Source organism: Paracoccus sp. SSK6, from assembly GCF_039770665.1.
Taxonomy (GTDB): domain Bacteria; phylum Pseudomonadota; class Alphaproteobacteria; order Rhodobacterales; family Rhodobacteraceae; genus Paracoccus.
Genome location: NZ_JBDPNJ010000002.1, coordinates 32983 through 59608, shown reverse-complemented (window position 1 = coordinate 59608; position 26626 = coordinate 32983). Strand labels below are relative to the sequence as shown.

Here is a 26626-nt window from a genome sequence, read left to right as displayed (position 1 = left end):
GGTGGGTGTTGCGGGGAGGTGCGATGCGGGTGCGCCGGGGTCATGGCGAGGGTTGCCGGTTTGCCGCCAGCAGGCGGCTGTAATCGGCGACCAGGGGGTGGTGCCTCAGCCGTTCCCGGCGCGTTGGTGCCAGGGGAAGATCCCTGGCGGTGAAGAGAAAGCAGAAGGCCTTTGTGGCGGATGCGGAACGAACAAGTTGAACGGCGTTTTGCTGGCCCGGCTTTGCAAGACGCCCATGCGCCGCATCTCCGCGCAATCTGCGGCCCGCGATGATGTCCGTCTGCAGGTCGCTGGCAATGTCGCCAAGCCCTGCGCTTGCTGCCGCACTGCGGACAAGCCTGTGAACGACTTGCCTGAAGCTTTCGTTGCGAAGCTCCTGCAGCTTGCCGTCGATGCGCTCTCTGGAAATATCGAGGCCATTTTCCTGTGCAGCAGCGAACGCCGCATCGACAAGGGGCGTGATTGCTTCGCGATCCAGAACCTTCCGTTCCTTCGTATCCGGCAGGCGTTCGAACCACCGCCATGCAGCCAGAAGGCGCTCGCTGACGATCTCCTCGGTCGATCCGAGACAGGCCGTCATGCGGACACAGGCTGCTTGCCAGGTATCGGCGCGTTCGATCCAGCAGGACAGGCCCTGGGCCATGGCGGCAAGGTCGTCGTCTTCCTGTGCCACGAACGGAGCCCTCCAGACAGGGCATGGTTCGCTCTGGGGTCCGGGGGCGGGCCAGGACCAGACGACCTTGTGTTCAGGCTGAAAGGCGCCTTGTGCCATCGCCTTGACCATGCAGACAGACTGGGGCGCGATCCGGCGGTTGGCGATAAAGGTCAAAAACGACAGATACCTTGTCAAACGCTGCCGCACGTCATCCAACGGGCAGCCGCCGGGAAACCCGATCCAGAACCGTATCCCGTCGATCTGGGGGACGGGGTCGCCAAGACGCGATTTGATCACATGGTCAGCGCCATAGATTGCCTCGCCGGCTGAAACATAGAGCAAGCGGAGATCATCGTCGGAAAGCGATCCTGCCTGGATGATGCGTCGTTGTTTTTCGACGTGCTTGAAAAGGTGGTCGGCATCCGGGCAGCAGAAGGAGACGCACCGGACCGGCTGGTCCGCGCGCCAAGGATCGGACCCAATCAGCGCAAGACGAGAGACCACTTCGGCGCGGGAAACGCGGGGCTCGCCCTGGTCCCCAAGGACAACCGAAACAGGGACGCGTTGGTTTTGGTGCAGCGAAAGGACGCTTCCGTCGTCCATCACGACATGCACGGGCTGGTCGTCAGAATGCTCGACCAGCGTATCGAAGCCGAAAAAGCTCAACTTGACAAAGCCGTCACCGATCTGCGCCAGCCCGGTCCGGTCCCCGTCCAGTTCCCGGAAAAAATGCACTCTGGCCGCTGGATCGGGAACCGTCATGGCTGCGCTGCGACCTGGAAGCTCAGCGGCTCTCGTACCGATCCCGGATCAGGCGGTCGAGCGTCATCACGCCCCAGCCGGTCGCGCCCTTGGGGGCCAGGTCGGTGGCGGCGGGCGGCAGGGCCACGCCCGCGATGTCGATATGCGCCCAGGGGGTGCCCTTGCGGATGAAGCGCTGCAGGAACTGCGCCGCGGTGATGGACCCCGCCGCGCGGCCGCCGGTGTTCTTCATGTCGGCCAGGCGCGACTTGATGAGCGCGTCGTAGGGCTGGCCCAGGGGCAGGCGCCAGGCGCCCTCGCCCTCGGCCCGCGCGGCGGCCAGGATGGTGTCGGCCAGCGCGTCGTCGTTGGAGAACACGCCCGCGTTGTCATGGCCCAGCGCGATGATGACGGCGCCGGTCAGCGTCGCCAGGTCGATCACGGCCGAGGGGTTGAAGCGCGTCTGCGCGTACCACAGCACGTCGGCCAGCACGAGGCGGCCTTCGGCGTCGGTGTTGATGACCTCGATGGTGTCGCCCTTCATCGACCGCACGATGTCGCCCGGACGCTGCGCCTTGCCGTCGGGCATGTTTTCCACAAGGCCCACCAGACCCACGACATTGGCTTTCGCCCGGCGCAGGGCCAGCGTGCGCATGACGCCCGCCACGACGCCCGCGCCGCCCATGTCCATGGTCATCTCCTCCATCCCCGCCGCAGGCTTGATCGAGATGCCGCCGGTATCGAAGACGACGCCCTTGCCGACCAGGGCCAGCGGCGCTTCGTCCCGGCCGCCGTTCCAGCGCATCACCACGACCTTGGAGGGGCTTTCCGACCCCTGCCCCACGCCCAGCAGCGCGCGCATCCCCAGTTCGGCAAGCTGGTCTTCCTCCAGCACCTCGACAGACAGGCCGATCTCCTCCATCGCCTTCAGGCGGTCGGCGAAGTCGGTGGTGGTCAGGACGTTGGCCGGTTCGTTGACCAGGTCGCGGGTGAAGAACACGCCCTCGGCCACCGCCGCCGCGTCCTGGGCGGTGCGGGCCAGGGTTTCGGGATCCTTGACCATGAAGGTCACGCGGGCCTTTTCGCTGACCGGCTCGGACGGGGTTTCGGGCGCGCTGTCGGCCTGGGCATCGGCCATCACGGCGGTTTCGGGTTCGTGCGTGACGCTTTGCGGGATCGGGTCGGCGCCCGCCTCCTCGCCCCCTTCCGCGGGTTTGGTCTGGTAGACCGAGAAGTCATAGCCGCGCAGCGCGATGCCAAGGGCGATTTCACCCGCCAGCTTGTGCCCGCCCGCCAGCACCAGCGTATGGGTCTTTCCCAGCTTGGCGCCGATGGCCGCGCCCGCCTTGCGCGCCTCGGTCACGGTGGCCCCGGCAGGCAGCGCCACCAGCGTCAGCGCCTCGGCCGCCATGCCCGCCGGGAAGGCCAGTTCCAGCGCCGCGCCGGGCTTCAACCCCTTGCCCGCCTTCGATTCCATCGCCCGCTGCGCGGCCTCGCGCGCAGCCCGCGGCAGGCCTTGGGGCAGCCTGCCCCCCGGCTGGACGACGATCGCCACCCGCCCTTCGTGGCTGGCCAGCCGGTCGGCGGCGATTTCGGAAAAGGTGATCTCGACGGGGTGGGTCATGGCGTCCTCATCATTTGCGGAAGAAAGCCTAGACGCCCCGCGCACCCTTTTCCAGAGCCGCCCTTGCCGCTAAGCAGAACATGACGCGCCTGCCTGAAGGACATTCCCCATCCCATGCCCCGGATCGACCGCTATATCCTCGGCCAGTTGCTGACCCTGTTCGGGTTCTTCGCGCTGGTGCTGGTGTCGGTCTACTGGATCAACCGCGCCGTCAGCCTGTTCGACGACCTGCTGAGCGACGGGCAGACCGCGCTGGTGGTGCTGGAATTCACGGCGCTGACGCTGCCCCTGGTGATTTCCGTCGTGCTGCCGGTCGCGGCCTTTGCGGCGACGGCTTACGGCACGAACCGGCTGTCGGGGGAATCGGAGCTGGTGGCGATGCAGGCGGCGGGGCTGTCGCCCTGGCGGCTGGCGCGGCCGGTGCTGGTCTTCGGGGTCTTCGCGGGACTGATGGTGGCGGTGCTGGTCCACGGGCTGGTGCCCATGGCCCGCGCGCGGCTGGCCGAGCGGCAGGCGGAACTGGCCCAGGACGTGACCGAGCGGTTCCTGCGCCCCGGCACCTTCCAGTATCCGGCCGACGGGATCACGCTGTTCATCCGCGACATCGCCAGCGACGGCCGGTTGCTGGATCTGTTCATCGAGGACGCGCGCGATCCGTCGAACCAGGTGATCTATACCTCGGAGGAGGCGCTGGTGGTCCGGGCCGAGACCGGCCCGGTGCTGATCCTGCTGCGCGGCATGTCGCAGAACCTGCGGCAGGCGGGCGGGCGGCAGTCGCTGGCGGTGACGCGGTTCCAGGAATTCAGCTATGACGTGGGGGCGCTGTTCACCGGCGGGGCGCGCAAGGGCCGCGACCTGCGCGATTACGGCACGCTGCGGCTGCTGAACCCCGATGCGGATCTGCTGGCCGCCACCGGCGCCACCGCGCCCGAGGCCCGGCGCGAGGCGCATGAGCGGATCGCCCAGCCGCTGCTGTCGCCCATCGCCGCGATGATCGGCTTTGCCACGCTGCTGATCGGCGGCTATTCGCGATTCGGCGTCTGGCGGCAGGTCTTGTGGGCGATCGGCGGGCTGATCCTGGTGCAGTTCCTGACCAATGCCGCCGCCAACCAGGCTGGGAGGGATCCGTCGCTGTGGGCGGTCCTGTACCTGCCCGCGCTGATCGGCGCGGCGCTGTGCTGCGGGCTGTTGTGGCTGGCGGGCAGGCCGCGCCGCTTGAGGCACGGTTCGCATCGGGGGGGGACCGCCGCATGATCCTGGCCCGCTATGTCGCGCGGCGCTTCCTGCGGTCCTTCGTGACCATCGCGGGGGTCTTCCTGCTGATCCTTCTGCTGATCGACATGATCGAGATGATCCGCCGTTTCGCCGACCGCGACATCGGCCTGGGCGGCGCCTTCGGGCTGGCGGGGCTGAATGTCGCCTCCAGTTTCTATTCGATCCTGCCGCTGCTGACCGTGCTGGCGGGGATTGCGCTGTTCCTGAACCTGGCGCGCACGTCCGAAATGGTGGCGATCCGCGCGTCGGGGCGGTCGGCGCTGAAGGTGGTGACGGCGCCGGCGATCACCGCCGTGCTGGTGGGCGCGCTGACGGTGGCCTTCCTGAACCCCCTGGTCGCCGTGACCGGCGCGCGCTTCGACGAGGCCGTGGCGGGGATCGAACGCGCCAGCCGCCAGACCGTGTCGGTGGGCGACAGCGCCGTCTGGCTGCGCCAGGCCGTGGTCGAGGGCTCCGAGGAAGCGGGCCAGATCGTCATCCGCGCCCGCCGCGCCAGCCCCGACGCGACGACGCTTTACGACGCGACCTTCATGGTCTTCGACGAAGCCCGCGGCCCCGTCCGCCGGGTCGAGGCGCGCGAAGCCCGGCTGGTTCCCGGCAAGTGGGATCTGACCGATGTGCGCAACTATCCCCTGACCGAAGCCAACCCGCAGGCCGCCGCCACCACCGCCGCGCGGATGGAGCTTGCATCCGACCTGACCGCGCAGCGCATCCGCGAGGGCTTCGGCCGCCCCGAGGCCGTGCCGGTCTGGCAGTTGCCGGGCTTCATCGCCGGGCTGGAACGCGCGGGCTTTTCGGCCGCGCGCCACAAGGTCTGGCTGCAGATGGAACTGGCGCGGCCCTTCCTGATGGCCGCCATGGTGCTGATCGCCGCCGCCTTCACCATGCAGCATGTGCGGGGCAGGAACACCGGCGGCGCGGTGCTGCTGGCCTTCGGAGCCGGGATCGGGCTGTTCTTTCTGCGCAATCTGGCGCAGGTTCTGGGCGACAACGGCCAGGTGCCGCCCTGGCTGGCAGGCTGGACGCCGCCGCTGGTGGGCGGGTTGCTGGCCATGGCGCTGATCCTTGCGCGGGAGGACGGATGAAGGGCCGCATTCTGAAGTCCTGGGCACTGGGGCTGGCGCTGCTGCCCGGCGTGGCGCCCGAAACGGCGCTTGCCCAGACGGTCCTGACCCAGGATCCGGGCCTGGGCGCGGGCAGCGTCAGCGGCCCCGGAGCCTTCGGCTGGAGCGGCGAGGCCGCGTTGGCCCCCGCCGCCGATCCCCTGGGCAACAACATCCTGGGCGACCGCACCCCCGAGGCCGCGCGGCTTCAGGCAAGCGCGCCCGATGCAGACGTGACCCTGCCCGGCCGCGACACGGGCGGGCCGCCGGACGACGCGGCGACCGTGCTGGCCGACAGCATGGTCCTGCAGGGCGACCGGACGCTGATCGCGGCGGGGGGCGTGGTGGTCTGGTACCAGGGCGCGCGGCTGGTCGCGTCGCGCATCGTCGTGGACGGCGCCTCGGGCGACCTGACCATCGAGGGGCCGATCCACCTGTCGCGCCCCGGCGCCGCCGACCCGGACGCCGAGGCCGTGCTGATCGCCGATTCGGGCCAGTTGGACCGCAAGCTGCAGGACGGCATCATCCGCGGCGCGCGGCTGGTGCTGGCCCGCGAATTGCAGCTGGCCGCGACGGAACTGACGCGGACCGGCAACGGGCGCATGACCAACCTGCGCCATGTGGTCGCGTCCTCCTGCCAGATCTGCGCCAGCGACCCGACGCCCCTGTGGGAAATCCGCGCCCGCACCATCACCCATGACGCGGAAACCCGGCTGATCACCTTCGACCACCCGCAATTCCGCGCCTTCGGCATCCCCCTGGCCGCCGCGCCCTTCGCGCTGACCGCGCCCGATCCCACGGTGGAACGCCGCACGGGCTTCCTGCGGCCCGAGTTCCGCACCACCTCGGGCCTGGGCTTCGGGATCAAGCTGCCCTATTTCGTGACGCTGGGCGATCATGCCGACGTGACGGTCACGCCCTATGTCTCGGCCAGCCGGACGCGGACGCTGGAACTGCGCTATCGTCAGGCCTGGGCCAATGCCGTGACCGAATGGAACGGCGCGATCAGCCGCGACGACATCGATCCGGGCGAGACGCGGGGATACATCTTCGGTAATGCCCTGGTCGATCTGCCGCGCGGCTATCGCCTGGGCGTGCAGGTGCAGGCGGCGTCCGACCGGGGCTATCTGCTGGATTATGACATCACCGAGGCCGACCGGCTGTGGAGCGGCTTCACCCTGGAACGCATCACCCGCGACAAGCTGTTCTTCGGCCGCGCCGGCAACTATCATTCCCTGCGCGACGACGAAAACAACAGCACCTCGCCCGCGCAGGTGGCCGACGTGATCTGGCAGCGCCGCTTCACCCCCGATTACATCGGCGGCCAGGGGCTGCTGGAATGGTCGGTCCACGCGCATCGCCGCCCTTCGGACCGGGACGAAGTGGGCCGCGACATGGCGCGCGCCTCGGTGGGCCTTGATTGGCGCCGCAGCGAGATCCTGCCGGGCGGCGTGGTGGGCGCGGCCCTGGCGGGGTTCGATGCCGACATCTATCGCATCGCGCAGGACAGCCGTTACGACGACCTGGTGGCCCGCGCCGACCCGATGCTGGGGGTCGAACTGCGCTGGCCGCTGATCGGCGGCAGCGACGGCGCCACCCACATGGTCGAGCCCGTGGCCCAGATCCTGTATTCGCCTTCCGGCCGTGACGGCGACATCCCGAACGAGGACAGCCGCCTGATCGAGTTCGACGAGGGCAACCTGTTTTCCGACAACCGCTTTCCCGGCTGGGACGCGCGCGAAAGCGGGCTTCGCGCCAATCTGGGCGTGACCTGGACGCGCATCGACCCGACCGGCTGGTCGCTGGCCCTGACCGGGGGCCGCGTGCTGCGCGCCGACCCCGACGAGGCCTTTCCCGAAGGATCGGCCCTGTCCGGGCGAAGCTCGGACTGGCTGGTCTCGGCCCAGTACGACAGCGGCACGGGCCTTGCCATCGCCAACCGGGCGCTGTTCGGCGACGACCTGAACATGTCGCGCAACGAATTGCGGCTGGGCTGGCTGCGCGACGACCTGCAACTGTCAGCGGGGCACCTGTGGCTGGACGGCGACAGCGGAAACGCCGTCGAGCTTCCCGACATCAGCGAACTGGTCGCCAATGTCGGCTGGCAGATCCGCGACGGCTGGTGGGGCAATGCCGAAACGCGCTATGACTTCGTGGCCGACCGGGCGCAGCGCGCGTCGCTGGACGTGACCTATCGCAACGAATGCCTGACGGTGGAGATGGGCCTGTCGCGCCGCTTCACCAGTTCGGACAGCGTACGGCCGGAAACCAGCGTCGGGCTGTCGGTGCGGCTGGGCGGCTTCGGCGTGCAGGAAGACCTGCCGGGCACGGTGGCGCGCCGGTCCTGCATGCGCTAGTCTCCGGCCAAGAAACGAACACAAAGGGGCAGCAGATGCGGCATTTCCTTTCCAGCCTCGCCTTGGCGGCCGCCCTGACGGCAGCGCCCGCGCCGATCCTGGCGCAGAACCCGTTCGAGCCGGTGGTCTATGTCAACAACGCCGCCATCACCCGCTACGAGGTCGGGCAGCGCCAGCGTTTCATGCAGATCCTGGGTGCGCCGAACACCACCGAGGCCGAGGCGCAGAAGGCCCTGGTCGATGACCGGCTGCGCAGCTTCGCCGCCCGCCAGCTTGGCATCGTGCCGACCGAGGAAGGCCTGCAGAACGGGCTTGAGGAATTCGCAAGCCGCGCCGGCCTGTCGGCGGCCGAATTCACCGCCGCCCTGGAACGCGCCGGGGTCGAGCCCCAGGCCTATCGCGATTTCGTCGCCGCGGGGCTTGTCTGGCGGTCGGTCATCCGCGAACGCGTGGTGCCGCGCATCAAGGTCTCGGACGCCGAGGTGGACCAGGAACTGCGCAAGCAGGTCGAGACGCCGATCCTGTCGCGAGTGCTGATTTCGGAACTGATCATCCCCGCGCCTCCGGGCCAGGAACAGCAGGCCATGAACCTGGCGCGCCAGATCGCCGGATCCAACCTGTCCTCGGACCAGTTCGAGGCCGCGGCGCGGCAGTATTCCGCCGCCGAATCGGCGCGGGCGGGCGGGCGCCTGGCCTGGGTGAATATCGACAACCTGCCCCCGGCCCTGCGCCCCATCATCACCGCCCTGCAGCCCGGCCAGACGACGCAGCCCCTGACCGTGGAAGGCGCGGTCGTACTGTTCCACCTGCGCGACAGCCAGGGCACGCTGCGCCCCGGCGCGACCGAGCAGGTGATCGACTATGCGGTGCTGCGCTTGGCAACGGCGGCCGAGGCCGCGACCCTGGCCGCCCGGACGCGCAGCTGCGACGACCTTTACGTGCAGGCAGGGCCGCAGGCGGCGGCGCAGGTGCAGCGCCAGACCGTCTCGCAGGGCGCGATCCCGACGCTGGTCGCGCAGCGCCTGGCGGTGATGGACCGGGACGAGGCGGGCGTGGTCGATTACGGGAACGGCGCCGATCTGGTGATGCTGTGTTCCCGCCAGCCCGCCCTGGTGGCCGAGATGGCGAATGACGTGGCCACCACCGCCCTGCCCGACGACGGGGTCGAGGCCGCCGTGCCCGGCGCCAACCCCCTGCCCACGCGCGACGCCGTCCGCGACGAGATCTTCAACCGCAAGGCCAATGCCGCAGCCGAGGCCTATCTGGCCGAACTGCGCGCCGACGCCGTCATCCGCCGCCCGTGAGTGCCCGCCGCATCATCCTGACCTGCGGCGAGCCTGCGGGCGTCGGCCCGGAACTGGCCCCGCAGGCGCTGGCCTCCGGCGTGGATTTCGCCTGGATGGGCGATCCGCGCCACCTGCCCGCGGGCACGGCCTTCACCGAAATCGCCGCGCCGGGTGACCCGGTGCCTGCGGGCCACCTGCCCGTGCTGCGCCACGACTTCGCCGCGCCCGCCACCCCTGGCCGCCCGGATCCCGCCAACGCGGCGGGGGTAATCCAAGTGATCGCCCGCGCGGTGGATCTGGCGATAACGGGACAGGCGGCAGGCATCTGCACCCTGCCCATCAGCAAGCAGGCGCTGAAGGAAGGGGCAGACTTCGCCTTTCCCGGCCATACCGAATACCTCGCGCATCTGGCGGGGGATGTGCCGGTCGTGATGATGCTGGCTTCGACCACGGTGACGCCGCCCTGCCGCGTGGTGCCCGCGACGATCCACATCCCGCTGGAGGACGTGCCCGCGGCCCTGACCGATCCTGTGCTGGAACAGGCGATCCGCATCACCCATGCCGCGATGATCCGCGATTTCGGCATCCCCTCGCCGCGCTTGGCGGTCGCGGGCCTGAACCCCCATGCGGGCGAAGGCGGCACCATGGGCCGCCAGGAAGCGGACCGCATCGCCCCCCTGCTGGACCGCCTGCGGGCCGAGGGCCTGGACCTGACCGGCCCCCTGCCTGCCGATACGATGTTCCACGCCCCCGCCCGCGCCCGCTATGACGCGGCGATCTGCGCCTATCACGACCAGGCGCTGATCCCGATCAAGACGCTGGACTTCGACCATGGGGTGAACGTGACGCTGGGCCTGCCCTTCATCCGCACCTCGCCCGACCACGGGACGGCCTTCGACATCGCGGGCAAGGGCTTGGCCCGCCCCGCATCCACCAGCGCCGCCCTGCGCATGGCCCGCGACATGGCGGCGGCGCGCAGATGATCCTGATTTGGACCCTAAATATCCCACGGGGGCCCGGGGGTGTGAAACCCCCGGCCTTGCCGCAATGAGTACCATCGACAACCTGCCCCCGCTGCGCGAAGTGATCGCCCGCCACGACCTTCGGGCGAAGAAGCAGCTGGGCCAGAACTTCCTGCTGGACCTGAACCTGACCGCCAAGATCGCCCGGCAGGCGGGCGACATGTCGCAATGCGACGTGCTGGAGATCGGCCCCGGCCCCGGCGGGCTGACGCGCGGGCTGCTGGCCGAAGGGGCGCGCCATGTGCTGGCCATCGAAAAGGACGCCCGCGCCCTGCCCGCGCTGCAGGAAATCGCCGAGGCCCATCCCGGCCGACTGACCGTGATCCACGGCGATGCGCTGGAGATTGACCCTCTGGCGCATCTGACCCCTCCGATCCGGGTGGCCGCGAACCTGCCCTACAATGTCGGCACCGAACTCCTGATCCGCTGGCTGACGCCCCCGGACTGGCCGCCCTTCTGGCAGTCGTTAACGCTGATGTTCCAGAAAGAAGTCGCCGAACGCATCGTCGCCGCGCCGGGCAGCAAGGCCTATGGCCGCCTGGCCCTGCTGGCGCAATGGCGGGCGGACGCGCGCATCGTCATGACCCTGCCGCCCGAGGCTTTCGTGCCCGCGCCCAAGGTCCATTCGTCAGTGGTCCACCTGACGGCCCTGCCCGCGCCCCGCTATCCGGCCGATCCGGCGGTGCTGTCGCAGGTCACGGCCGCCGCCTTCAACCAGCGGCGCAAGATGCTGCGCGCGTCCCTGCGGGGCCTGCATCCGCAGATCGAATCGTTGCTGGAACAGGCAGGCATCCCGCCCACCGCGCGGGCCGAGGAGATCGACCTGGAACGCTTCTGCGCGCTGGCCCGCGCCTTGCAGGCCGCGCGTCAGGGCTGATGAAAAAGGCCGCTGGCGGATGCCGCGGCCTTGTTTTTCTTATTCCTCGCTGGCGGCGGGGGCATCCTCCGCCTTCGCCTCGCCTTCGGGGGCCTTGCGGCGGGCCCGAGGGGTCCGGGGCGCTGCGGGCTTGTCGCCGCGCGGCGCGCGGGGGGCGCGGCTGCGGGCGGGCTTGGCCGCGGCTTCGGGCGTCTCGACCGGGCCTGCGGCCTCGTCTTCAGAGATGGTCAGGGCATCCGGCAGGCCTTCGGGCTGCGGTTCGGGCTGCGCTTCGGCTTGCGGCTGGAGGGCAAGTTCCGGCTGCGGCGCGGGCCGCAGGTCTTCGCGCGCCTCGGCCACGGGTTCGGAACGCGGCTGCTCCCGGTTCCCGTGGTCCCGGCCCTGCTCACGGCTGGCCTGTTCGCGCGGGGCTTGGTCACGGCTGGCCTGTTCGCGGTTGCCCTGTTCGCGGGGGGCATGGTCGGACTGCTGGTCGCGGCTGTTCCGATTGTCGCGGAAGCCGTTTTCGCGGCCGCCATTCTCGCGCCCGCCATTCTCACGACGGCCATCGTCGCGGCGGTTCTCATCCCGGCGGTCGTCGCGCCCGCCATTGTCGCGGTACTGATGGCCGTTGTTGCCGTTCGGCTGGCTTTCGCGCGCATCATCGCCATCGGGGCGGCTCTGGTGGAGCTGCTGGCGCTCGGCCATCTCCTTCTGCGCCTCGCCCAGCATGCGGGTGTAATGCTCGGCGTGCTGCAGGAAGGCCTGCTCGGCCACGCGGTCACCCGACAGTTGCGCATCACGCGCCAGGGTCAGGTATTTGTCGATGATCTGCTGGGGCGTTCCGCGCACCTTGCCCTCGGGGCCCGAGCTGTCGAAGACGCGATTGACGATATTGCCCAGCGTGCGCTGGCGGTTCGACTTGTTGCGCGAACGGGATTTCGATGATCTCATCAGTCTGTCTGTATGTGGTTCCAGTTGATCCGGTTTTCCAGGGATCTGGACGTCTTCGCGGGCGACCGGCGGCGCAAGAAGGGGCGATTCGCCGTTCAGCCCGCGCCGGGGCCCCGAACGAACGCGGCAAGGCGTCCATCAGGGAATCGGCTTTTTCAGGCTGACCCGTGCGGCGGCATCGCTGCCCCCTGCACAAGGGCGACTAAACATGCCGGGCGGGGGCTGACAAGCGAAATCGTGTGGAAAGCCCGCAATTCCCGGCATTCAGGCCGGAAACCGGGCCGAAACGACACGATCGCGCCCGTCCAGATCGGCGATCACGCGCGTTTCCGCCCCCCCCTCGGTGAAGATGGCCGAAACCGCGGCCCCCTGGGTCGGCCCGATTTCCACCAGCACATGCCCGCCGGGGGTCAGGTGGCGGGCCGCCCCCGCAGCGATGGCGCGATAGGCGGTCAGCCCGTCGGCCCCGTCGGTCAGCGCGCCATGCGGTTCCCAGTCCCGCACGTCGGGGGCAAGGTCCGCCATTTCGAACAACGCGATATAGGGCGGGTTCGAGACGATCAGGTCAAAGCGCCCCGTCACCCCGTCATACCAGTCGGCCTGCGCGAAGCCGGCCGTCACCCCGATCATCTGGGCATTGCCCCGCGCCACATCAAGGGCCGCGCCCGAGATGTCGGTGCCCAGCCCCACGGACCCGCGCCGCGCCGCCAGAAGCGAGATGAGGATCGCCCCCGTCCCTGTCCCCAGATCCAGCACGCTGGTCCAGGGCAGTTCCAGCGCCGCCTGCACCAGCGTTTCCGTTTCAGGACGCGGGTCCAGCGTGTCGCGGGTGACGCGGAAGCGATGGGCGTAGAAGTCGCGGAAGCCCACGATCTGCGCGACAGGCTGGCGCGCGGCGCGGGCGGCGATGCCATGGTCCAGCCGGGCCAGTTCGTCAGCCGTCAGGTCGCGGTCGATGATCCGCAGCCGTCCCGGTTCCACCCCCAGGACGGCGGCCAGGATCCGGTCGGCGTCGCGCGCCGCGCCCTCGATCCCGGCGGCGGCCAGGCGCCGGGCGGCACCCGCGCGCGCGTCCCGCAGGTTCATTCCTGCGCAGCCAGGCGGGCGGCCTGGTCATGGGCGGTCAGGGCGTCGATGATCTCGCCCAGGTCGCCCGCCATGATCCGGTCCAGCGCGTAAAGCGTCAGGTTGATGCGGTGATCCGTCATCCGCCCCTGCGGGAAGTTGTAGGTGCGGATCCGTTCGCTGCGGTCGCCGGAACCCACCTGCGACTTGCGGTCGGCGGCCCGCTCGGCATCGGCGCGCAAGCGTTCCATGTCGTAGAGCCTCGCGCGCAGCACGGCCATGGCATTGGCGCGGTTCTGATGCTGGGACTTCTCGCTGCTGGTGACGACGATGCCGGTGGGCAGGTGGGTGATGCGCACCGCCGAATCGGTGGTGTTGACGTGCTGCCCGCCCGCCCCGGACGCGCGCATGGTGTCGATGCGGATGTCGCCCGCAGGGATGTCGATATCGACCTCCTCGGCCTCGGGCAGGACGGCCACGGTCGCGGCGGATGTGTGGATGCGCCCGCCCGATTCGGTTTCGGGCACCCGCTGGACGCGGTGGACGCCGGATTCGTATTTCAGGCGCGCGAAGACGCCCTCGCCCTCGACCCGCGCCACGGCCTCCTTGACGCCGCCCAGGTCGGATTCGGTCAGGTCCAGCATCTGGAAGGTCCAGCCCTGCTGTTCGGCATGGCGGCGATACATGGACAGCAGGTCGCCCGCGAACAGCGCGGCCTCGTCCCCGCCGGTGCCGGGGCGGATCTCGATGATGGCGGGGCGGGCGTCGGCGGCGTCCCTGGGCAGCAGGGCGATGCGCAGCGCCTGTTCCAGCACAGGCATCTCGTCCCGCAGGCGGGACAGCTCGTCGGCGGCAAGGTCGCGCATCTCGGGGTCGGCCAGCATGGCCTCGGCCTCGGTCAGGTCGTTCCGGGCCGCGCGCCAACGGGCGATCTGTTCGACCACGGGCTTCAGCTCGGCATATTCGCGGCTGATCCGGGCGATCTGGTCGGGGGCCGCGCCGGCATTCAGCTGCGCTTCGAGAAACTCGAACCGCTGGACGATCTGGGACAGGCGATCTTCGGGCAACATGGGTGCGGCTTACCCGTGCGCCACGAAACCGGCAAGCCTGCTTTGGACTGCAAATATCCCGCAGGGGGGTGCGGGGGGACGCGAAGTCCCCCCGCCGCCGCGGGACGCAATCAGCGCCGCGTCCAGCCGTAAAGCGCGATCAGTTCCATCGCCACATGCGCCCCGGCAATCGCCGTGGCCCCGGTCGTGTCATAGGGGGGCGAGACCTCGACCACGTCCCCGCCGATCAGGTCCACCCCCGCCAGCCCGCGCAGCAGCGCCGCCGCCTGCCAGCTTGCCAGCCCGCCCCAGACCGGCGTGCCGGTGCCGGGCGCGAAGGCCGGATCCAGCGCGTCGATGTCGAAGGTGACATAAACCGGGCGGTCCTGGGTCACCGCGCGGATGCGGGCCAGCGTGGCGTCCACGCCGTCGCGGTGGACCCCCGCCGCGTCCAGGATGGTCACGCCCAGGGTGTCGGGGTTTTCCGTGCGGATGCCGACCGACACGCTGGCCGCCGGATCCACCATCCCCTCCCGGATCGCCTTGTAGAGGAACGTCCCGTGGTCGATCCGCTCGGGGTCGTCGTCGGCCCAGGTGTCGGAATGGGCGTCGAACTGGATCAGCGCCACCGGGCCGTGCCGGGCGGCCACCGTGCGCAGGATCGGCAGGGTGATGGAATGATCGCCGCCCAGCGTCACGGGCGCCGCGCCCGCGTCCAGGATGGCGCCGACATGCGCCTCGATCCGGGCAGGCACCTCTCGCGTGTTGGCGTAATCGAAGGCCATGTCGCCGTAATCCACCACCGTCAGGGCCGACAGCGGGTCATAGCCCCAGCCATAGGGCGGATCGTAAGGTTGCAGCGTCGAGGCCTCGCGGATGGCGCGGGGGCCGAAGCGGGTGCCGGGGCGGTGCGTCACCGCCTGGTCGAAGGGGATGCCCGTGACCGCCACGTCAACGCCCGCCAGATCCTTCGTGTAACGCCGCCGCAGGAAGCTGGTGGCCCCGCCAAAGGCGTTCTCGAAGGACAACCCGCGCGGGTCGCGTCGCGTAAAGGCCTGATCCACCTGGTTCTTCGCATCCTCAAGCGCCATCGCCGCCGTCCCGCCATTGCCTGCGGCCCCATGGTGGCGCGGCCGGGAACAAGGCGCAAGCACCCCGGTTTGATCTGCATCAGGGCGGGGGCGGCCGATATCGGCCAGACCTTGCCCTGGACGCGCGAACCCCCAACGAGAGACAGCCATGAAGACCTCCCTTCTTGCCATCGCCGCGCTTTTCGCCGTTCCGCCCCTCGCCCTTGCCCAAGGCGAGCTTCCTTCGGACGCCGACCTGCGCGCCGCCGCGCTGGAATGGTTCCAGCCGATCCCCGACGCGCCCCAGACCCCGGCGGGCAACGACCTGACCTCTGAACGGGTCGAGCTTGGCGCGATGCTGTTCTTCGATCCGCGCATGTCGCGGTCGGGCGTGTTTTCCTGCCAGTCCTGCCACAACGTGGGCCTGGGCGGCGTGGACGGGCTGACCACCTCGATCGGGCATGGCTGGCAGCAGGGGCCGCGCAACTCGCCGACCATGCTGAACGCGATCTTCAACGTCGCGCAGTTCTGGGACGGCCGGGCGCCGGATCTGGCGGCCCAGGCCAAGGGCCCGGTCCAGGCCGGGGTCGAGATGAACAACACCCCCGAGAACCTGCTGGGCACGCTGACCTCGATGCCGGGCTATGTGGATGCCTTCAAGGCGGCCTTCCCGGAGGATGAAAACCCCGTCAGCTTCGACAACTTCGCCCGCGCCATCGAGGCCTTCGAGGCGACCCTGATCACCCCCGACAGCGATTTCGACCTGTTCCTGAAGGGCGACGACGCCGCCATGTCCGATCAGGAAAAGCGCGGGCTGGCGGCCTTCATGGACACGGGCTGCACGGCCTGCCATGCGGGCGTGAACGTGGGCGGGCAGGATTACTATCCCTTCGGCGTGATCGAGCGGCCGGGCGGATCGGTCCTGCCGGAAGGCGACCGGGGCCGCTTTGCCGTGACGCAGACGGCGGACGACGAATATGTCTTCCGCGCCGCGCCCCTGCGCAACGTCGCGCTGACCGCGCCCTATTTCCATTCGGGCGCCGTCTGGGATCTGCACGAGGCGGTTGACATCATGTCCTCGTCCCAGCTTGGCACGGAACTGGCCGAAACCCAGATCGACGAGATCGTGGCCTTCCTGGGCACGCTGACCGGCAAACAGCCGCAGATCGTCCACCCGGTCCTGCCGGTGCGCAACGCCGAGACGCCGCAACCCCAGCCGATGGTGCGGTAACTCCCCTGGCCCGGTCCGTGTCTGGGCCGGGCAACCCCGAATCACCTTGCATCCGCAGCATTCGCCGCTATAAAGCCGCATCCTTCCGCCCGGATCCTTCAACCGGCGCAGCCTCTCGTGACGGGTGCGGAAGGGCTGGCCCGTCGATGAAATGCGCCTGACACTGAAAGGGATGCCATGCCTCTGTACGAGCATGTGCTGATCGCCCGCCAGGACCTGTCGAACACGCAGGCCGAAGGGCTGATCGAACATTTCGGGACCGTGCTTGCCGACAACGGCGGCCGCGTCATCGAGAACGAATACTGGGGTGTGCGCACCCTGGCCTACAAGATCAACAAGAACCGCAAGGGCCATTACGCCTTCCTGCGTTCGGACGCGCCTTCGTCCGCCGTCCAGGAAATGGAACGCCTGGCCCGCCTGCATGACGACGTGATGCGCGTCATGACCGTGCGCGTGGACAAGCACGAGGAAGGCCCCTCGGTCCAGATGCAGAAACGCGACGACCGCGAGCGCGGCGACCGCGGGGATCGCGGCGACCGTGGCGACCGCCCGCGTGGTGATCGTGACCGTGGCGACCGCGCCGACCGTGGCGAACGCCGCGAGCGGACTGAAAGGATCTGATGATGGCCAACAAACCGTTCTTCCGCCGCCGCAAGGTCTGCCCCTTCTCGGGCGAGAATGCGCCTGCGATCGACTACAAGGACACGCGCCTGCTGCAGCGTTACATTTCCGAACGCGGCAAGATCGTGCCCTCGCGCATCACCGCCGTCTCGGCCAAGAAGCAGCGTGAACTGGCCCGCGCCATCAAGCGCGCCCGCTTCCTGGCCCTGCTGCCCTATGTCGTGAAGTAAGGAGACGGGGACATGCAAGTCATCCTGCTGGAACGCGTGGCGAAACTTGGCCAGATGGGCGAAGTGGTCCGCGTCAAAGAAGGCTATGCCCGCAACTTCCTTCTGCCCCAGGGCAAGGCGCTGCGCGCATCCGAGGCCAACATCAAGTCCTTCGAGAACCGCAAGGTCCAACTGGAGGCGCAGAACGCCGAATCCAAGGCCGAGGCGCAGAAGATCGCCGACAAGCTGAACGGCCAGACCTTCGTGGTCATCCGTTCGGCGTCCGACGCCGGCGCGCTGTATGGTTCCGTGACCACCCGCGACGCGGCCGAGGCCGCGACCGAGGCCGGCTTCACGCTGGACCGCAAGCAGGTCGTGCTGAACCAGCCGATCAAGGACCTGGGCATGCACGAGGTCAGCGTCGTGCTGCACCCCGAGGTGGACGCGACCATCGTCCTGAACGTCGCCCGTTCCGCCGAAGAGGCTGAACTGCAGGCGCAGGGCAAGTCGATCCAGGATCTGGCCGCCGAGGCCGATGCCGCCGCCGAATTCGAGATCGCCGAACTGTTCGACGACATCGGCGCGGCGAACGAGGGCGACGACTACGACCGCTAAGGGGCCACCGCACACGCAAAGTTCAGGGCCGCGACGGGAAACCGCCGCGGCCTTTTTTCGTTTCGTTCCAAATTGTTTCCCGCCGGAACCAGACGTATCATGGACTTGATGATTGGCAGCCGTCCCTGGACGGACATTTCGCATTACGCTGAAGGACAGCCGATGCCCGACCCCCTCAGCCGGCTTCTTGCCGGCCGCGACTGGCTGATGGCGGACGGGGCGACCGGGACCAACCTGTTCAACATGGGCCTGCCCTCGAATGTCGCGCCCGAATTGTGGAACGCCGAGCGGCCCGACCTGGTGCGCCGCCTGTACCGGGACGCCGTGGATGCCGGGGCGGACCTGTTCCTGACCAACACCTTTGGCGGCAACGCCAGCCGGTTGCGGCTGCAGGGCGCCGCCCATCGCGTGCGCGAACTGAACCGGACGGGCACGGCCATGGCCCGCGACATCGCCGATGCCTCGGGGCGCCGCGTGATCGTGGCGGGCAATATCGGCCCCACCGGCGAGATCATGGCCCCCATCGGCAGCCTGTCGCATGCCCGCGCGGTCGAGATGTTCCACGAACAGGCCGAGGCGCTGAAGGAAGGCGGCGCGGACGTGCTGTGGGTGGAAACCATCAGCAGCGCCGAGGAATTCCGCGCCGCCGCCGAGGCCGCGCATCTGGCCGACATGCCCTGGTGCGGGATGATGAGCTTCGACACCGCGGGCCGGACGATCATGGGCGTGACCTCGACGCAACTGTCGGCCCTGGTGGAACGGCTGCCCAACCCACCCCTGGCCTATGGCGCGAATTGCGGGATGGGTGCTGCGGATCTGCTGCGCACGGTGCGCGACTTCGTGGCCTCGGGCAACGAACGCCCGATCATCGCCAAGGGCAACGCAGGCATCCCGCACCTTGAGGACGGGCACCTGCATTACGACGGCACGCCCGCCATCATGGCCGATTACGCCTGCCTGGCCCGCGACATGGGGGTGCGCATCATCGGCGGCTGCTGCGGCACCACGCCCGCCCATCTGCGCGCCATGCGCGAGGCGCTGGAAACCCGGGCCCCCGGTCCCCGCCCCTCGCTGGAGGAGATCGCGTCGCGGCTGGGCGGGTTCAGTTCTGTGGGCGACGGATCCTGAAAATCGTCCCCGGCGCATGGACCTGACGCATCCAAATGGGGTTCTGCCCGGTTGAGGACCGGACAGGACCAGAAAAGGCGGACAGAAACCATGACCGAGGAACGCGACAGCAGGACGGCCATCGGCCGGGGCCTGCTGAACAAATGCCCCAATTGCGGCAAGGGCCAGTTGCTGCGCGGCTATCTGCGCGTGCCTTCGGAATGCGAGATCTGCCACGCGCCCCTGGGCCGCTATCCCGCCGCCGACGGCCCGGCCTTCTTCACCATGACGATCATGCTGCTGCTGCTGATCCCGCTGATCGGCTTCACCTGGGTGCTGTTCCGGCCCAGCCCGGTCATGCTGCTGGTCATCACCGGGGTCATCACCACGGTCCTGACACTGATCCTGCTGCGCTTCGTGAAGGGCGCCTTCATCGGCTATCTCTGGGCCAAGAACGAACGGGACCGGGGGGCCTGAGGCGATCAACAGTCCTCACGCCACTGACATGGCGAAGGCCATCGCCTTCGCCACACGTTGCGTGTGCCATCTGAACCGCCGGGCCTCAAGGGCCCGGCCAGCGCCCGCCCCGCCACCGGCGGGCGCTGGCCTATCGTGGTCGCGGAATGGCACCGTCTCTGATGGCACCCGATCACGCGGGCGGGGGAACGGCACCGCGACATGCCTGCCGACGGTCCCGCCTCAGAACAGCGACAGCTGCTCCCCCGCCTTGGGCGGCGGGCCGAAGCGGCTGCAATCCAGGGGGGCCGGGTCCTTGTGATAGCCCAGCCGCCTGCGCGCCAGCCGGAAGCGCTGCAGGGCTAGGTCAGCCTCGACCCCCTGCCCCCGGAAGCGGTGTCCGAAACGGGCGTCGTTGTCGCGCTCGCCGCGCATCGCCCCCACGCGGTTCATCACATGCGCGGACATGCCGGGGCGGTGGCGGTCCAGCCAGTCGCGGAACAGGGGCGCGACCTCCAGGGGCAGGCGCAGGGGGATCATGCTGGCGGTGGTGGCGCCCGCCTCGCGCGCGGCGGTCAGGATCGCCTCAATCTCGGGCTCGGTCAGGACGGGGATGACGGGGGCCACCATCACGCGGACCGGCACGCCTGCGGCGGACAGGTCGCGGATCATCCGCAGCCGCGTGGCGGGGGCGGGGGCGCGCGGCTCCATCGCGCGGGCAAGGCTGGCGTCCAGCGTGGTGATGCTGACGCCCACCGCCGCCATCCGCTTTGCCGCCAGTTCCGCCCACAGGGGAAGATCGCGCAAGACGGTCTGGCCGCGCGTGACCAGGGTCGCTGGATGGTTCCAGTCCGACAGCACCCGCAGGATGCCGGGCATGATCGCCAGCCGCGATTCGACCGGCTGGTAGGGATCGGTGTTGGTGCCCAAGGCAATCGGCGCCGGACGATACGAAGGCCGCGCCAGTTCGCGCGCCAGCAGTTCGGCGGCGTCGGGCTTGGCGGTGATCTTCGTCTCGAAATCCAGGCCCGGCGACAGGCCCAGATACGCGTGCGTGGGCCGGGCATAGCAATAGATGCAACCATGCTCGCAGCCGCGATAGGGATTGACCGAACGGTCGAAGGCAATGTCGGGCGAGCTGTTGCGCGTGATGATGCTGCGCGGGCGTTCCGACACAACCTCGGTCCGCAGCAGATGGCTTTCCTCGGGGATGTCCCAACCGTCGGCTTCGCGGATCCTTTGGTGCGGCTCGAACCGGCCATCGGGGCGGGTGTCGGTGCCTCGGGCCTTCAGGCGTTCGTCGGGGTTGCGGGGCGGCAGCATGGGTCCAAGCTAGAACATAAAGGGAACAAAAGCCAGCGTTTTGACTGTTGATGTTCCAGCCGGTCCCACGCATCCTGCCCCCGAACCAGCCTCAGGAGATGTCATGACCGAAGACTATACCCCGCCCAAGGTCTGGACCCAGAAGGGCGAGAACGGCGGCCAGTTCGCCAGCATCAACCGGCCCGTGGCGGGCCCGACCCATGACAAGGACCTGCCGGTGGGCAAGCACCCCTTGCAGCTTTATTCGCTGGCCACGCCCAACGGCCAGAAGGTCACCATCTTGCTGGAGGAGTTGCTGGAGGCCGGGCATGACGCCGAATACGACGCCTGGCTGATCCGCATCGGCGACGGCGACCAGTTCGGCAGCGGCTTCGTGGCCGTGAACCCGAACTCCAAGATCCCGGCGCTGATGGATCATTCCGTATCGCCGCCGCGCCGGGTCTTCGAATCGGGATCCATCCTGGTCTATCTGGCGGAAAAGTTCGGGGCCTTCCTGCCCCAGGATCCCGCGGCGCGGACCGAGGCGATGAACTGGCTGTTCTGGCAGATGGGATCGGCCCCCTTCCTGGGCGGCGGCTTCGGGCATTTCTTTGTCTATGCGCCGGTCAAGATCGAATACGCCATCGACCGCTACACGATGGAGGCCAAGCGCCAGCTTGACGTGCTGAACCGCCATCTGGCCGATCACCGCTTCATGGCGGGGGATGAATACTCCATCGCCGACATGGCGATCTGGCCCTGGTATGGGCAGGTCGTGGCGGGCAGGATCTATGGTGACGCGGCGACCTTCCTGGACGCGGGCATCTATAAGAATGTCCGCCGCTGGTACGATGAGATCGCGGCCCGTCCCGCCGTGCAGCGCGGGATCATGGTCAACAAGATCTCGGGCGAGCCGTCGCAGCAGTTGTGGGAACGCCACGACGCCAGCGATTTCCAGACGCGGACGCAGGACAAGATCGGCACGGAATGAAAAAGGGGGGCGTTGCCCCCCGTCCTTCGGACTCCCCCCAGGATATTTGCGGTCCGTCGCAGGCCTGCTTTGGACGTTAGATATCCCACGGGGGTCCGGGGGTGTGAAACCCCCGGCCTTTGACGGATCAGTTCCGCGCGCGGTCCACCATCTTGCCCTTGGAGATCCAGGGCATCATCTCGCGCAGCTTGGCGCCCACCTGTTCGATCTGGTGTTCGTCATTGGCGCGGCGCGAGGCCTTCAGCGTCGGCTGGCCCACGGCGTTTTCCAGCATGAAGTCGCGCACGAACTTGCCCTGCTGGATGTCCTGCAGAACCGCCTTCATGCGGGCCTTGGTTTCCTCGTAGGGCAGGATGCGCGGGCCGGTGACATACTGGCCGTATTCCGCCGTGTTCGAGATCGAGTAGTCCATGTTGGCGATGCCGCCTTCATAGATCAGATCCACGATCAGCTTCACCTCGTGCAGGCATTCGAAATAGGCCATCTCGGGCTCGTAGCCCGCCTCGACCAGCGTCTCGAAGCCGCAGCGGATCAATTCGACCAAACCGCCGCACAGCACGGCCTGTTCGCCGAACAGGTCGGTTTCGCATTCCTCCCGGAAGTCGGTCTCGATGATGCCCGAACGCCCGCCGCCGATGGCCGAGCAATAGGACAGCGCCAGATCCAGCGCCTTGCCCGAGGCGTCCTGATGGACGGCCACCAGGCAGGGCACGCCGCCGCCCTTGACATATTCGCCGCGCACGGTGTGGCCGGGGCCCTTGGGGGCCATCATGATGACATCGACGCCGGGCTTCGGCTCGATCAGGCCGAAATGCACGTTCAGCCCGTGGGCGAAGGCGATCGCCGCGCCTTCGCGCAGGTTGTCGTGGACGTATTTCTTGTAGGTCTCGGCCTGAAGTTCGTCCGGCATGGTGAACATGATGAGATCCGCCCAGGCGGCGGCCTCGGCAATGCCCATGACCTTCAGCCCCTCGCCTTCGGCCTTCTTGGCCGAGGGGGAACCCTCGCGCAGCGCCACGACCAGGTTCTTGGCGCCCGAATCGCGCAGGTTCAGCGCATGGGCGTGGCCTTGCGAGCCATAGCCCAGGATCGCGACCTTCTTGTCCTTGATCAGGTTCACGTCGCAGTCGCGGTCATAGTAAACGCGCATGGGATAGTCCTTTCCGTTCCGATTGCGACGGTTCTAGCGGTCAGCCGAACGGAAATGGCATCTATTCATATCAATTCTGCGGCTTTTTGTGCGATAGACATGCCGATTTGATAGCTATAATGAAAAAATCATGCCTGACGCCACCGATCACCGCATCATCCGCCACCTGCTGGCCGACCCCGAGGCGCCGGGCGCCATCCTTGCCGAACGCGCCGGTGTCGCCCCCGCCAGCCTGTGGCGCCGTTTGGAAAAGCTGCGCGAGACCGGCGTGATCGCCGCCATCCAGGGCCGCATCGACTGGCGCGCCTTGGGATACGAGGTGCAGGTCAGCCTGCGCTTCACCCTGGACAAGACCAGCCCCCGCGCCTTCGACGAATTCATCGCCGCCGCGCGAAAGGTGCCCGAGGTGACGGAGATCCAGACCTTCCTGGGCAGCGTGGACCTGCGCCTGTCGGTGATCGCGCGGGACATGGCGCATTGGCAGCAGATCTATCGCGACCGGATCCTGACGCTGCCGCATGTGTCGGACAGCGACGCGCTGATGCTGGTCTCCACCATCAAGGACAGTGGGGAACTGGCGCTGTGAGCGATCTCGACGCGACCGACCTGGCGATCCTGCGCATCCTTGCACAAGACGCCACCCAAAGCGCGGCCCAGGTCGGGCGCGCCGTGGGCATCGGTCAGCCTGCCGCCTGGCGGCGGATCAAGCGGCTGACCGACAGCGGTATTCTGGCCGGACGGCGGGTGATCGTGGACAATGCCGCGCTTGGCTTTGGCGTGACGGTGTTCCTGGGCATCCGCCTGGCCGCCAAGGGCCGCACCAGCCTGGAAGATTTCGAGCGCGCCGTCACCGCCATCCCCGAGGTCCAGACCGTCCAGCACGTCCTGGGCCAGTTCGATTACCGCCTGCGCATCACCGCGCGGGACATCAGCGATTTCGAACGCATCCTGCGCCGCCGCATCATGACCCTGCCCGGCGTGGGACAGGTCGAGGCGAACGTCATGCTGTCCGAGGAACGCCGCCCCGGACCCCTTGGCGCCTGAAGCGCGTTTCATCTGGCCCCGCCCCTTGTCCCGCGCTACAGATTCGCTCATGCAAAAGATCACCCTTCCCGAACGGCCCCAGTGGCGCGACACCGCGAAAGAAGTCGGCTTCACCTTCGCCGACATGCATGGCGAGCCCTATTGGGACGAAACATCCGCCTATCGCTTCACGCTGCGCCAGGTCGAGGATGACATCGAGGAGCCCTCGACCGACCTGCACGCCATGTGCCGCGACGCCGTGGCCGAGATCGTGACCAGCCAGGAGATGATGGAGCGTCTGGGCATCCCCGATGCCCATCGCGACCTGGTGGCGGACAGTTGGCGCCGTAATGAGCCCGAGATCTATGGCCGCCTGGATCTGGCCTATGACGGCAAGGGCCCGGCAAAGCTGCTGGAATACAACGCCGACACGCCGACGGCGCTTTACGAAAGCGCGGCCTTCCAGTGGCAATGGCTGGAAGACCAACTGGCGGCGGGCGTGCTGCCGCGCGGTGCCGACCAGTTCAACGGCATCCACGAGGCTCTGGTCGAACGCTTCCGCGCGCTGTTTCCTCGCAACACCGACATCCATTTCACCGCCGCCGCCAACAACCCCGAGGATTACGCCACCGTCGAGGCCATGGCCTGGGCCGCGCGCGAGGCCGGGATGGGGGCGCATTACTGCGACCTGGACAAGCTGGGCGTGACCAAGGACGGCCAGTTCGTCGATGCCGAGGACCGGGTGATCGGCACGCTGTTCAAGCTCTATCCGTGGGAAGATCTTCTGCGCGACGATTACGCGCGCCACATCGCGGGGTCGGGCTGTCTGTTCCTGGAACCCGCCTGGAAGGCGCTGGTGTCGAACAAGGGCATCCTGCCGGTGCTGTGGCAGATGTTCGAAGGCCATCCGAACCTGCTGCCCGCCTTCTTCGCCGATGACGTGGCCGACGCGCTTGTCGCGGGCGGGCGTCCGGTGCCTGCGGTGGCGGGTGCCTTCGACAAGGTGGCCCAACAGTTCAAGCGCGGCCATGTGGTCAAGCCGATCTTTTCGCGCGAAGGCGCGGGCGTCAGCATCGTCGAGAACGGCGATGTGACCGAGGCCTCGGCCAATACGGATTACAATGACCATCCGCGCATCGTGCAGGCCTATGCGCCGCTGCCCGACTTCGACGGCTTCCGGCCCATCGTCGGCGCCTGGATCGTGGGCGATGCCTGCATCGGCATGGGGCTGCGGGAGGACCGGGCGCGGATCACGCAGGACTTGTCGCGCTTCAAGCCGCATTTCATCGCGGACTAAGGGGGAAAGCCATGAGGAAACGCTCCAGAACCGTCGCGCTGACCATTCTTGGCGCCGCCAGCTTCGCCATCGCCGGCTGCCGCGAGGAACAGGTCGATGCCCAGGCCTTCCCCGACCTGAACGCCTGCCTTGCCGCCGCCGACCAGGGCGGGCTGTTCACCGCCGACGAATGCCGCCAGTCCTTTGCCGAGGCGGAAAAGCTGCATGTCGAATCCGCCCCCCGCTATGACAGCCTGCAGGTCTGCGAGGAACAGCACGGCGTCGGCAATTGCGGATCCGAGGCGCAGCAGACCGGTGGCGGCGCGGGCAGCATCTTCATGCCGCTGCTGGCGGGATACCTGATCGGGTCGATGCTGGGCGGGGGCGGCTTTGCCCGGTCCCAGCCCATGTATCGCACGCCCCAGGGCGGCTATACCAATGCGGCGCGGACCAGCACGTTTTCCAGCAACTCGGGCCGGGCGGCGCTGAACAGCAGCCAGTTCGCCCGTCCCGCTGCGACTGCCGGACAGCCCCCCATGTCGCGCGCCACCGCCGCATCGCGCGGCGGCTTCGGATCGACCGGCGGCAGCCGTGGTTTCGGCGGTTGACCCGTCGCTGATTTATGGGAACCCTGACCGGGCCGGGGCGTCTTGCCCATGCCCCTTGTCAGGAGTCCTGCCCATGCCCCGTCTTGTCCCGCTTGCCGCCACCCTTCTGATCGCCGCGACGCCGCTTGCCGCGCAGGATATCGTCGTGTCCTCCAAGATCGACACCGAGGGCGGGCTTCTGGGCAACATGATCCTGCTGGCCCTGAAGGATGCGGGCCTGCCGGTGCAGGACCGGCTGCAACTGGGCGGCACGCCGATCATGCGCGACGCCATCGTGGCGGGCCAGATCGACATCTATCCCGAATACACCGCGAACGGCGCCTTCTTCTTCAACGAGGCCGACAGCCCCGTCTGGAAGGACGCCGCCAAGGGCTATGCCCGCGTGGCGGAACTGGACAAGCAGCAGAACGACATCGTCTGGCTGACCCCCTCGCCCGCCAACAACACCTGGGCCATTGCGCTCCGCCAGGAACTGGCCGAGGAGAACGGCCTGACCACCATGTCGCAGATGGGGAAATGGATCGCGGACGGGGGCGAGGTGAAGCTGGCCGCGTCCAGCGAATTCGTGACCTCGCCCGCCGCCCTGCCGGCGTTCCAGGAAACCTATGGCTTCACCCTGACGCCCGACCAGCTGGTTCAGCTTGCGGGCGGCGACACGGCGGCGACCATCGCGGCGGCGGCGCAGCAGACATCCGGCGTGAATGCGGCCATGGTCTACGGCACCGACGGCGCCATCGCCGAGGCGGGCTTGCTGGTGATGGAGGATGACAAGGGGGTCCAGCCGGTCTATCAGCCCGCCCCCATCGTCCGCGCATCGGTGCTGGAGGCCCATCCCCAGATTGCCGAGGTACTGGAGCCGATCTTCACCTCGCTGACGCTCCAGACGCTGCAAACGCTGAACGGCCGCATCCAGGTGGGCGGCGAACCGGCTGCCACGGTGGCCGAGGATTACCTGAAACAGGCAGGCTTCCTGGACTGAC

At 68.4% G+C, this 26626-nt stretch carries 26 protein-coding genes; 18 read left to right on the top strand and 8 right to left on the bottom strand.

Annotated elements, in window-relative coordinates:
• Positions 1-40: 40 nt before the first annotated feature.
• Both AAIL68_RS02050 and AAIL68_RS02045 read right to left on the bottom strand, forming a co-directional pair.
• Positions 41-1417 carry a hypothetical protein gene (locus AAIL68_RS02050; RefSeq protein WP_347137834.1) on the bottom strand — a complete coding sequence of 459 codons (1377 nt, stop codon included), beginning with the start codon at positions 1415-1417 and terminating at the stop codon, positions 41-43.
• A 22-nt stretch (positions 1418-1439) separates the two neighbouring features.
• Positions 1440-3020, bottom strand: coding sequence for a leucyl aminopeptidase (locus tag AAIL68_RS02045; protein ID WP_347137833.1), 1581 nt, complete (start codon positions 3018-3020; stop codon positions 1440-1442).
• Between the two features lie 114 nt (positions 3021-3134).
• Here AAIL68_RS02045 and lptF point away from each other — a divergent pair, with 114 nt between their 5' ends.
• The 6 genes from lptF (at position 3135) to rsmA (ending at position 10940) form a co-directional block, all read left to right on the top strand.
• Complete coding sequence (gene lptF, locus AAIL68_RS02040; protein WP_347137832.1) at positions 3135-4274, top strand: LPS export ABC transporter permease LptF; 1140 nt, start codon at positions 3135-3137, stop codon at positions 4272-4274.
• Entirely contained in the window at positions 4271-5380 is a 1110-nt protein-coding gene (gene lptG, locus AAIL68_RS02035; protein WP_347137831.1) for an LPS export ABC transporter permease LptG, read from the top strand. The genes lptF and lptG overlap by 4 nt, the downstream gene beginning before the upstream one ends.
• Complete coding sequence (gene lptD, locus AAIL68_RS02030; protein ID WP_347137830.1) at positions 5377-7755, top strand: LPS assembly protein LptD; 2379 nt, start codon at positions 5377-5379, stop codon at positions 7753-7755. Before lptG ends, lptD begins: the two co-directional genes overlap by 4 nt.
• 35 nt (positions 7756-7790) lie before the next feature.
• Complete coding sequence (locus AAIL68_RS02025) at positions 7791-9059, top strand: peptidylprolyl isomerase (RefSeq protein ID WP_347137829.1); 1269 nt, start codon at positions 7791-7793, stop codon at positions 9057-9059.
• Entirely contained in the window at positions 9056-10024 is a 969-nt protein-coding gene (gene pdxA / locus AAIL68_RS02020) for a 4-hydroxythreonine-4-phosphate dehydrogenase PdxA (protein ID WP_347137828.1), read from the top strand. The genes AAIL68_RS02025 and pdxA overlap by 4 nt, the downstream gene beginning before the upstream one ends.
• 64 nt (positions 10025-10088) lie before the next feature.
• A complete protein-coding gene (rsmA, locus tag AAIL68_RS02015) occupies positions 10089-10940 on the top strand; it encodes a 16S rRNA (adenine(1518)-N(6)/adenine(1519)-N(6))-dimethyltransferase RsmA (protein WP_347137827.1) in 852 nt (283 codons plus the stop codon).
• 39 nt (positions 10941-10979) lie between these two features.
• Here the strand turns inward: rsmA and AAIL68_RS02010 are convergent, their stop codons facing one another.
• The 4 genes from AAIL68_RS02010 to speB form a co-directional block, all read right to left on the bottom strand.
• Positions 10980-11873 (bottom strand): DUF4167 domain-containing protein, encoded by an 894-nt coding sequence (locus AAIL68_RS02010; protein ID WP_347137826.1) that lies wholly within the window; start codon positions 11871-11873, stop codon positions 10980-10982.
• A gap of 264 nt (positions 11874-12137) precedes the next feature.
• Positions 12138-12959 (bottom strand): peptide chain release factor N(5)-glutamine methyltransferase, encoded by an 822-nt coding sequence (prmC, locus tag AAIL68_RS02005; RefSeq protein WP_347137825.1) that lies wholly within the window; start codon positions 12957-12959, stop codon positions 12138-12140.
• Positions 12956-14008 (bottom strand): peptide chain release factor 1, encoded by a 1053-nt coding sequence (gene prfA, locus AAIL68_RS02000; RefSeq protein WP_347137824.1) that lies wholly within the window; start codon positions 14006-14008, stop codon positions 12956-12958. Before prfA ends, prmC begins: the two co-directional genes overlap by 4 nt.
• A gap of 110 nt (positions 14009-14118) precedes the next feature.
• Complete coding sequence (gene speB, locus AAIL68_RS01995; protein ID WP_347137823.1) at positions 14119-15078, bottom strand: agmatinase; 960 nt, start codon at positions 15076-15078, stop codon at positions 14119-14121.
• A 148-nt stretch (positions 15079-15226) separates the two neighbouring features.
• Here speB and AAIL68_RS01990 point away from each other — a divergent pair, with 148 nt between their 5' ends.
• From AAIL68_RS01990 to AAIL68_RS01965, 6 genes are all read left to right on the top strand, one after another.
• A complete protein-coding gene (locus AAIL68_RS01990; protein ID WP_347137822.1) occupies positions 15227-16288 on the top strand; it encodes a cytochrome-c peroxidase in 1062 nt (353 codons plus the stop codon).
• A gap of 177 nt (positions 16289-16465) precedes the next feature.
• On the top strand, positions 16466-16909 hold the full coding sequence (gene rpsF, locus AAIL68_RS01985; RefSeq protein ID WP_347137821.1) for a 30S ribosomal protein S6: 444 nt from the start codon (positions 16466-16468) through the stop codon (positions 16907-16909).
• Between the two features lie 2 nt (positions 16910-16911).
• A complete protein-coding gene (rpsR, locus tag AAIL68_RS01980) occupies positions 16912-17139 on the top strand; it encodes a 30S ribosomal protein S18 (RefSeq protein WP_103173059.1) in 228 nt (75 codons plus the stop codon).
• 12 nt (positions 17140-17151) lie between these two features.
• A complete protein-coding gene (rplI, locus tag AAIL68_RS01975; protein WP_347137820.1) occupies positions 17152-17733 on the top strand; it encodes a 50S ribosomal protein L9 in 582 nt (193 codons plus the stop codon).
• A gap of 162 nt (positions 17734-17895) precedes the next feature.
• Positions 17896-18861 (top strand): betaine--homocysteine S-methyltransferase, encoded by a 966-nt coding sequence (bmt, locus tag AAIL68_RS01970; RefSeq protein WP_347137819.1) that lies wholly within the window; start codon positions 17896-17898, stop codon positions 18859-18861.
• A 90-nt stretch (positions 18862-18951) separates the two neighbouring features.
• Positions 18952-19317: a DUF983 domain-containing protein gene (locus tag AAIL68_RS01965; protein ID WP_347137818.1), complete on the top strand. Its 366-nt coding sequence runs from the start codon at positions 18952-18954 to the stop codon at positions 19315-19317.
• A 222-nt stretch (positions 19318-19539) separates the two neighbouring features.
• Here AAIL68_RS01965 and AAIL68_RS01960 read toward each other — a convergent pair whose 3' ends face one another.
• The gene (locus AAIL68_RS01960; RefSeq protein WP_347137817.1) at positions 19540-20619 is read right to left on the bottom strand and encodes a PA0069 family radical SAM protein; all 1080 of its coding nucleotides are present in this window, start codon (positions 20617-20619) and stop codon (positions 19540-19542) included.
• Positions 20620-20722: 103 nt separating this feature from the next.
• Here AAIL68_RS01960 and yghU point away from each other — a divergent pair, with 103 nt between their 5' ends.
• The gene (gene yghU / locus AAIL68_RS01955; protein WP_347137816.1) at positions 20723-21589 is read left to right on the top strand and encodes a glutathione-dependent disulfide-bond oxidoreductase; all 867 of its coding nucleotides are present in this window, start codon (positions 20723-20725) and stop codon (positions 21587-21589) included.
• Between the two features lie 127 nt (positions 21590-21716).
• Here the strand turns inward: yghU and ilvC are convergent, their stop codons facing one another.
• Entirely contained in the window at positions 21717-22739 is a 1023-nt protein-coding gene (gene ilvC / locus AAIL68_RS01950) for a ketol-acid reductoisomerase (protein WP_347137815.1), read from the bottom strand.
• A gap of 130 nt (positions 22740-22869) precedes the next feature.
• On the opposite strand from ilvC, the gene AAIL68_RS01945 reads away from it, so the two are divergent.
• The 5 genes from AAIL68_RS01945 to AAIL68_RS01925 all read left to right on the top strand — a co-directional run bounded on the left by AAIL68_RS01945 (position 22870) and on the right by AAIL68_RS01925 (position 26625).
• A complete protein-coding gene (locus AAIL68_RS01945; RefSeq protein ID WP_347137814.1) occupies positions 22870-23325 on the top strand; it encodes an Lrp/AsnC family transcriptional regulator in 456 nt (151 codons plus the stop codon).
• Positions 23322-23783, top strand: coding sequence for an Lrp/AsnC family transcriptional regulator (locus tag AAIL68_RS01940; protein WP_347137813.1), 462 nt, complete (start codon positions 23322-23324; stop codon positions 23781-23783). The genes AAIL68_RS01945 and AAIL68_RS01940 overlap by 4 nt, the downstream gene beginning before the upstream one ends.
• Before the next feature lie 49 nt (positions 23784-23832).
• A complete protein-coding gene (locus AAIL68_RS01935) occupies positions 23833-25059 on the top strand; it encodes a glutathionylspermidine synthase family protein (protein WP_347137812.1) in 1227 nt (408 codons plus the stop codon).
• 11 nt (positions 25060-25070) lie between these two features.
• Complete coding sequence (locus AAIL68_RS01930; RefSeq protein ID WP_347137811.1) at positions 25071-25646, top strand: DUF1190 domain-containing protein; 576 nt, start codon at positions 25071-25073, stop codon at positions 25644-25646.
• A 73-nt stretch (positions 25647-25719) separates the two neighbouring features.
• Entirely contained in the window at positions 25720-26625 is a 906-nt protein-coding gene (locus AAIL68_RS01925) for an ABC transporter substrate-binding protein (RefSeq protein WP_347137810.1), read from the top strand.
• Position 26626 lies beyond the last annotated feature (1 nt).

Excerpts from the sequence above, each read along its gene's own strand:
- AAIL68_RS02050 (WP_347137834.1), bottom strand. The coding sequence starts at position 1,417 with ATGACGGTTCCCGATCCAGCGGCCAGAGTGCATTTTTTCCGGGAACTG.
- AAIL68_RS02045 (WP_347137833.1), bottom strand. The coding sequence starts at position 3,020 with ATGACCCACCCCGTCGAGATCACCTTTTCCGAAATCGCCGCCGACCGG.
- lptF (WP_347137832.1), top strand. The coding sequence starts at position 3,135 with ATGCCCCGGATCGACCGCTATATCCTCGGCCAGTTGCTGACCCTGTTC.
- lptG (WP_347137831.1), top strand. The coding sequence starts at position 4,271 with ATGATCCTGGCCCGCTATGTCGCGCGGCGCTTCCTGCGGTCCTTCGTG.
- lptD (WP_347137830.1), top strand. The coding sequence starts at position 5,377 with ATGAAGGGCCGCATTCTGAAGTCCTGGGCACTGGGGCTGGCGCTGCTG.
- AAIL68_RS02025 (WP_347137829.1), top strand. The coding sequence starts at position 7,791 with ATGCGGCATTTCCTTTCCAGCCTCGCCTTGGCGGCCGCCCTGACGGCA.
- rsmA (WP_347137827.1), top strand. The coding sequence starts at position 10,089 with ATGAGTACCATCGACAACCTGCCCCCGCTGCGCGAAGTGATCGCCCGC.
- AAIL68_RS02010 (WP_347137826.1), bottom strand. The coding sequence starts at position 11,873 with ATGAGATCATCGAAATCCCGTTCGCGCAACAAGTCGAACCGCCAGCGC.
- prmC (WP_347137825.1), bottom strand. The coding sequence starts at position 12,959 with ATGAACCTGCGGGACGCGCGCGCGGGTGCCGCCCGGCGCCTGGCCGCC.
- prfA (WP_347137824.1), bottom strand. The coding sequence starts at position 14,008 with ATGTTGCCCGAAGATCGCCTGTCCCAGATCGTCCAGCGGTTCGAGTTT.
- speB (WP_347137823.1), bottom strand. The coding sequence starts at position 15,078 with ATGGCGCTTGAGGATGCGAAGAACCAGGTGGATCAGGCCTTTACGCGA.
- AAIL68_RS01990 (WP_347137822.1), top strand. The coding sequence starts at position 15,227 with ATGAAGACCTCCCTTCTTGCCATCGCCGCGCTTTTCGCCGTTCCGCCC.
- rpsF (WP_347137821.1), top strand. The coding sequence starts at position 16,466 with ATGCCTCTGTACGAGCATGTGCTGATCGCCCGCCAGGACCTGTCGAAC.
- rpsR (WP_103173059.1), top strand. The coding sequence starts at position 16,912 with ATGGCCAACAAACCGTTCTTCCGCCGCCGCAAGGTCTGCCCCTTCTCG.
- rplI (WP_347137820.1), top strand. The coding sequence starts at position 17,152 with ATGCAAGTCATCCTGCTGGAACGCGTGGCGAAACTTGGCCAGATGGGC.
- bmt (WP_347137819.1), top strand. The coding sequence starts at position 17,896 with ATGCCCGACCCCCTCAGCCGGCTTCTTGCCGGCCGCGACTGGCTGATG.
- AAIL68_RS01965 (WP_347137818.1), top strand. The coding sequence starts at position 18,952 with ATGACCGAGGAACGCGACAGCAGGACGGCCATCGGCCGGGGCCTGCTG.
- AAIL68_RS01960 (WP_347137817.1), bottom strand. The coding sequence starts at position 20,619 with ATGCTGCCGCCCCGCAACCCCGACGAACGCCTGAAGGCCCGAGGCACC.
- yghU (WP_347137816.1), top strand. The coding sequence starts at position 20,723 with ATGACCGAAGACTATACCCCGCCCAAGGTCTGGACCCAGAAGGGCGAG.
- ilvC (WP_347137815.1), bottom strand. The coding sequence starts at position 22,739 with ATGCGCGTTTACTATGACCGCGACTGCGACGTGAACCTGATCAAGGAC.
- AAIL68_RS01945 (WP_347137814.1), top strand. The coding sequence starts at position 22,870 with ATGCCTGACGCCACCGATCACCGCATCATCCGCCACCTGCTGGCCGAC.
- AAIL68_RS01935 (WP_347137812.1), top strand. The coding sequence starts at position 23,833 with ATGCAAAAGATCACCCTTCCCGAACGGCCCCAGTGGCGCGACACCGCG.
- AAIL68_RS01930 (WP_347137811.1), top strand. The coding sequence starts at position 25,071 with ATGAGGAAACGCTCCAGAACCGTCGCGCTGACCATTCTTGGCGCCGCC.
- AAIL68_RS01925 (WP_347137810.1), top strand. The coding sequence starts at position 25,720 with ATGCCCCGTCTTGTCCCGCTTGCCGCCACCCTTCTGATCGCCGCGACG.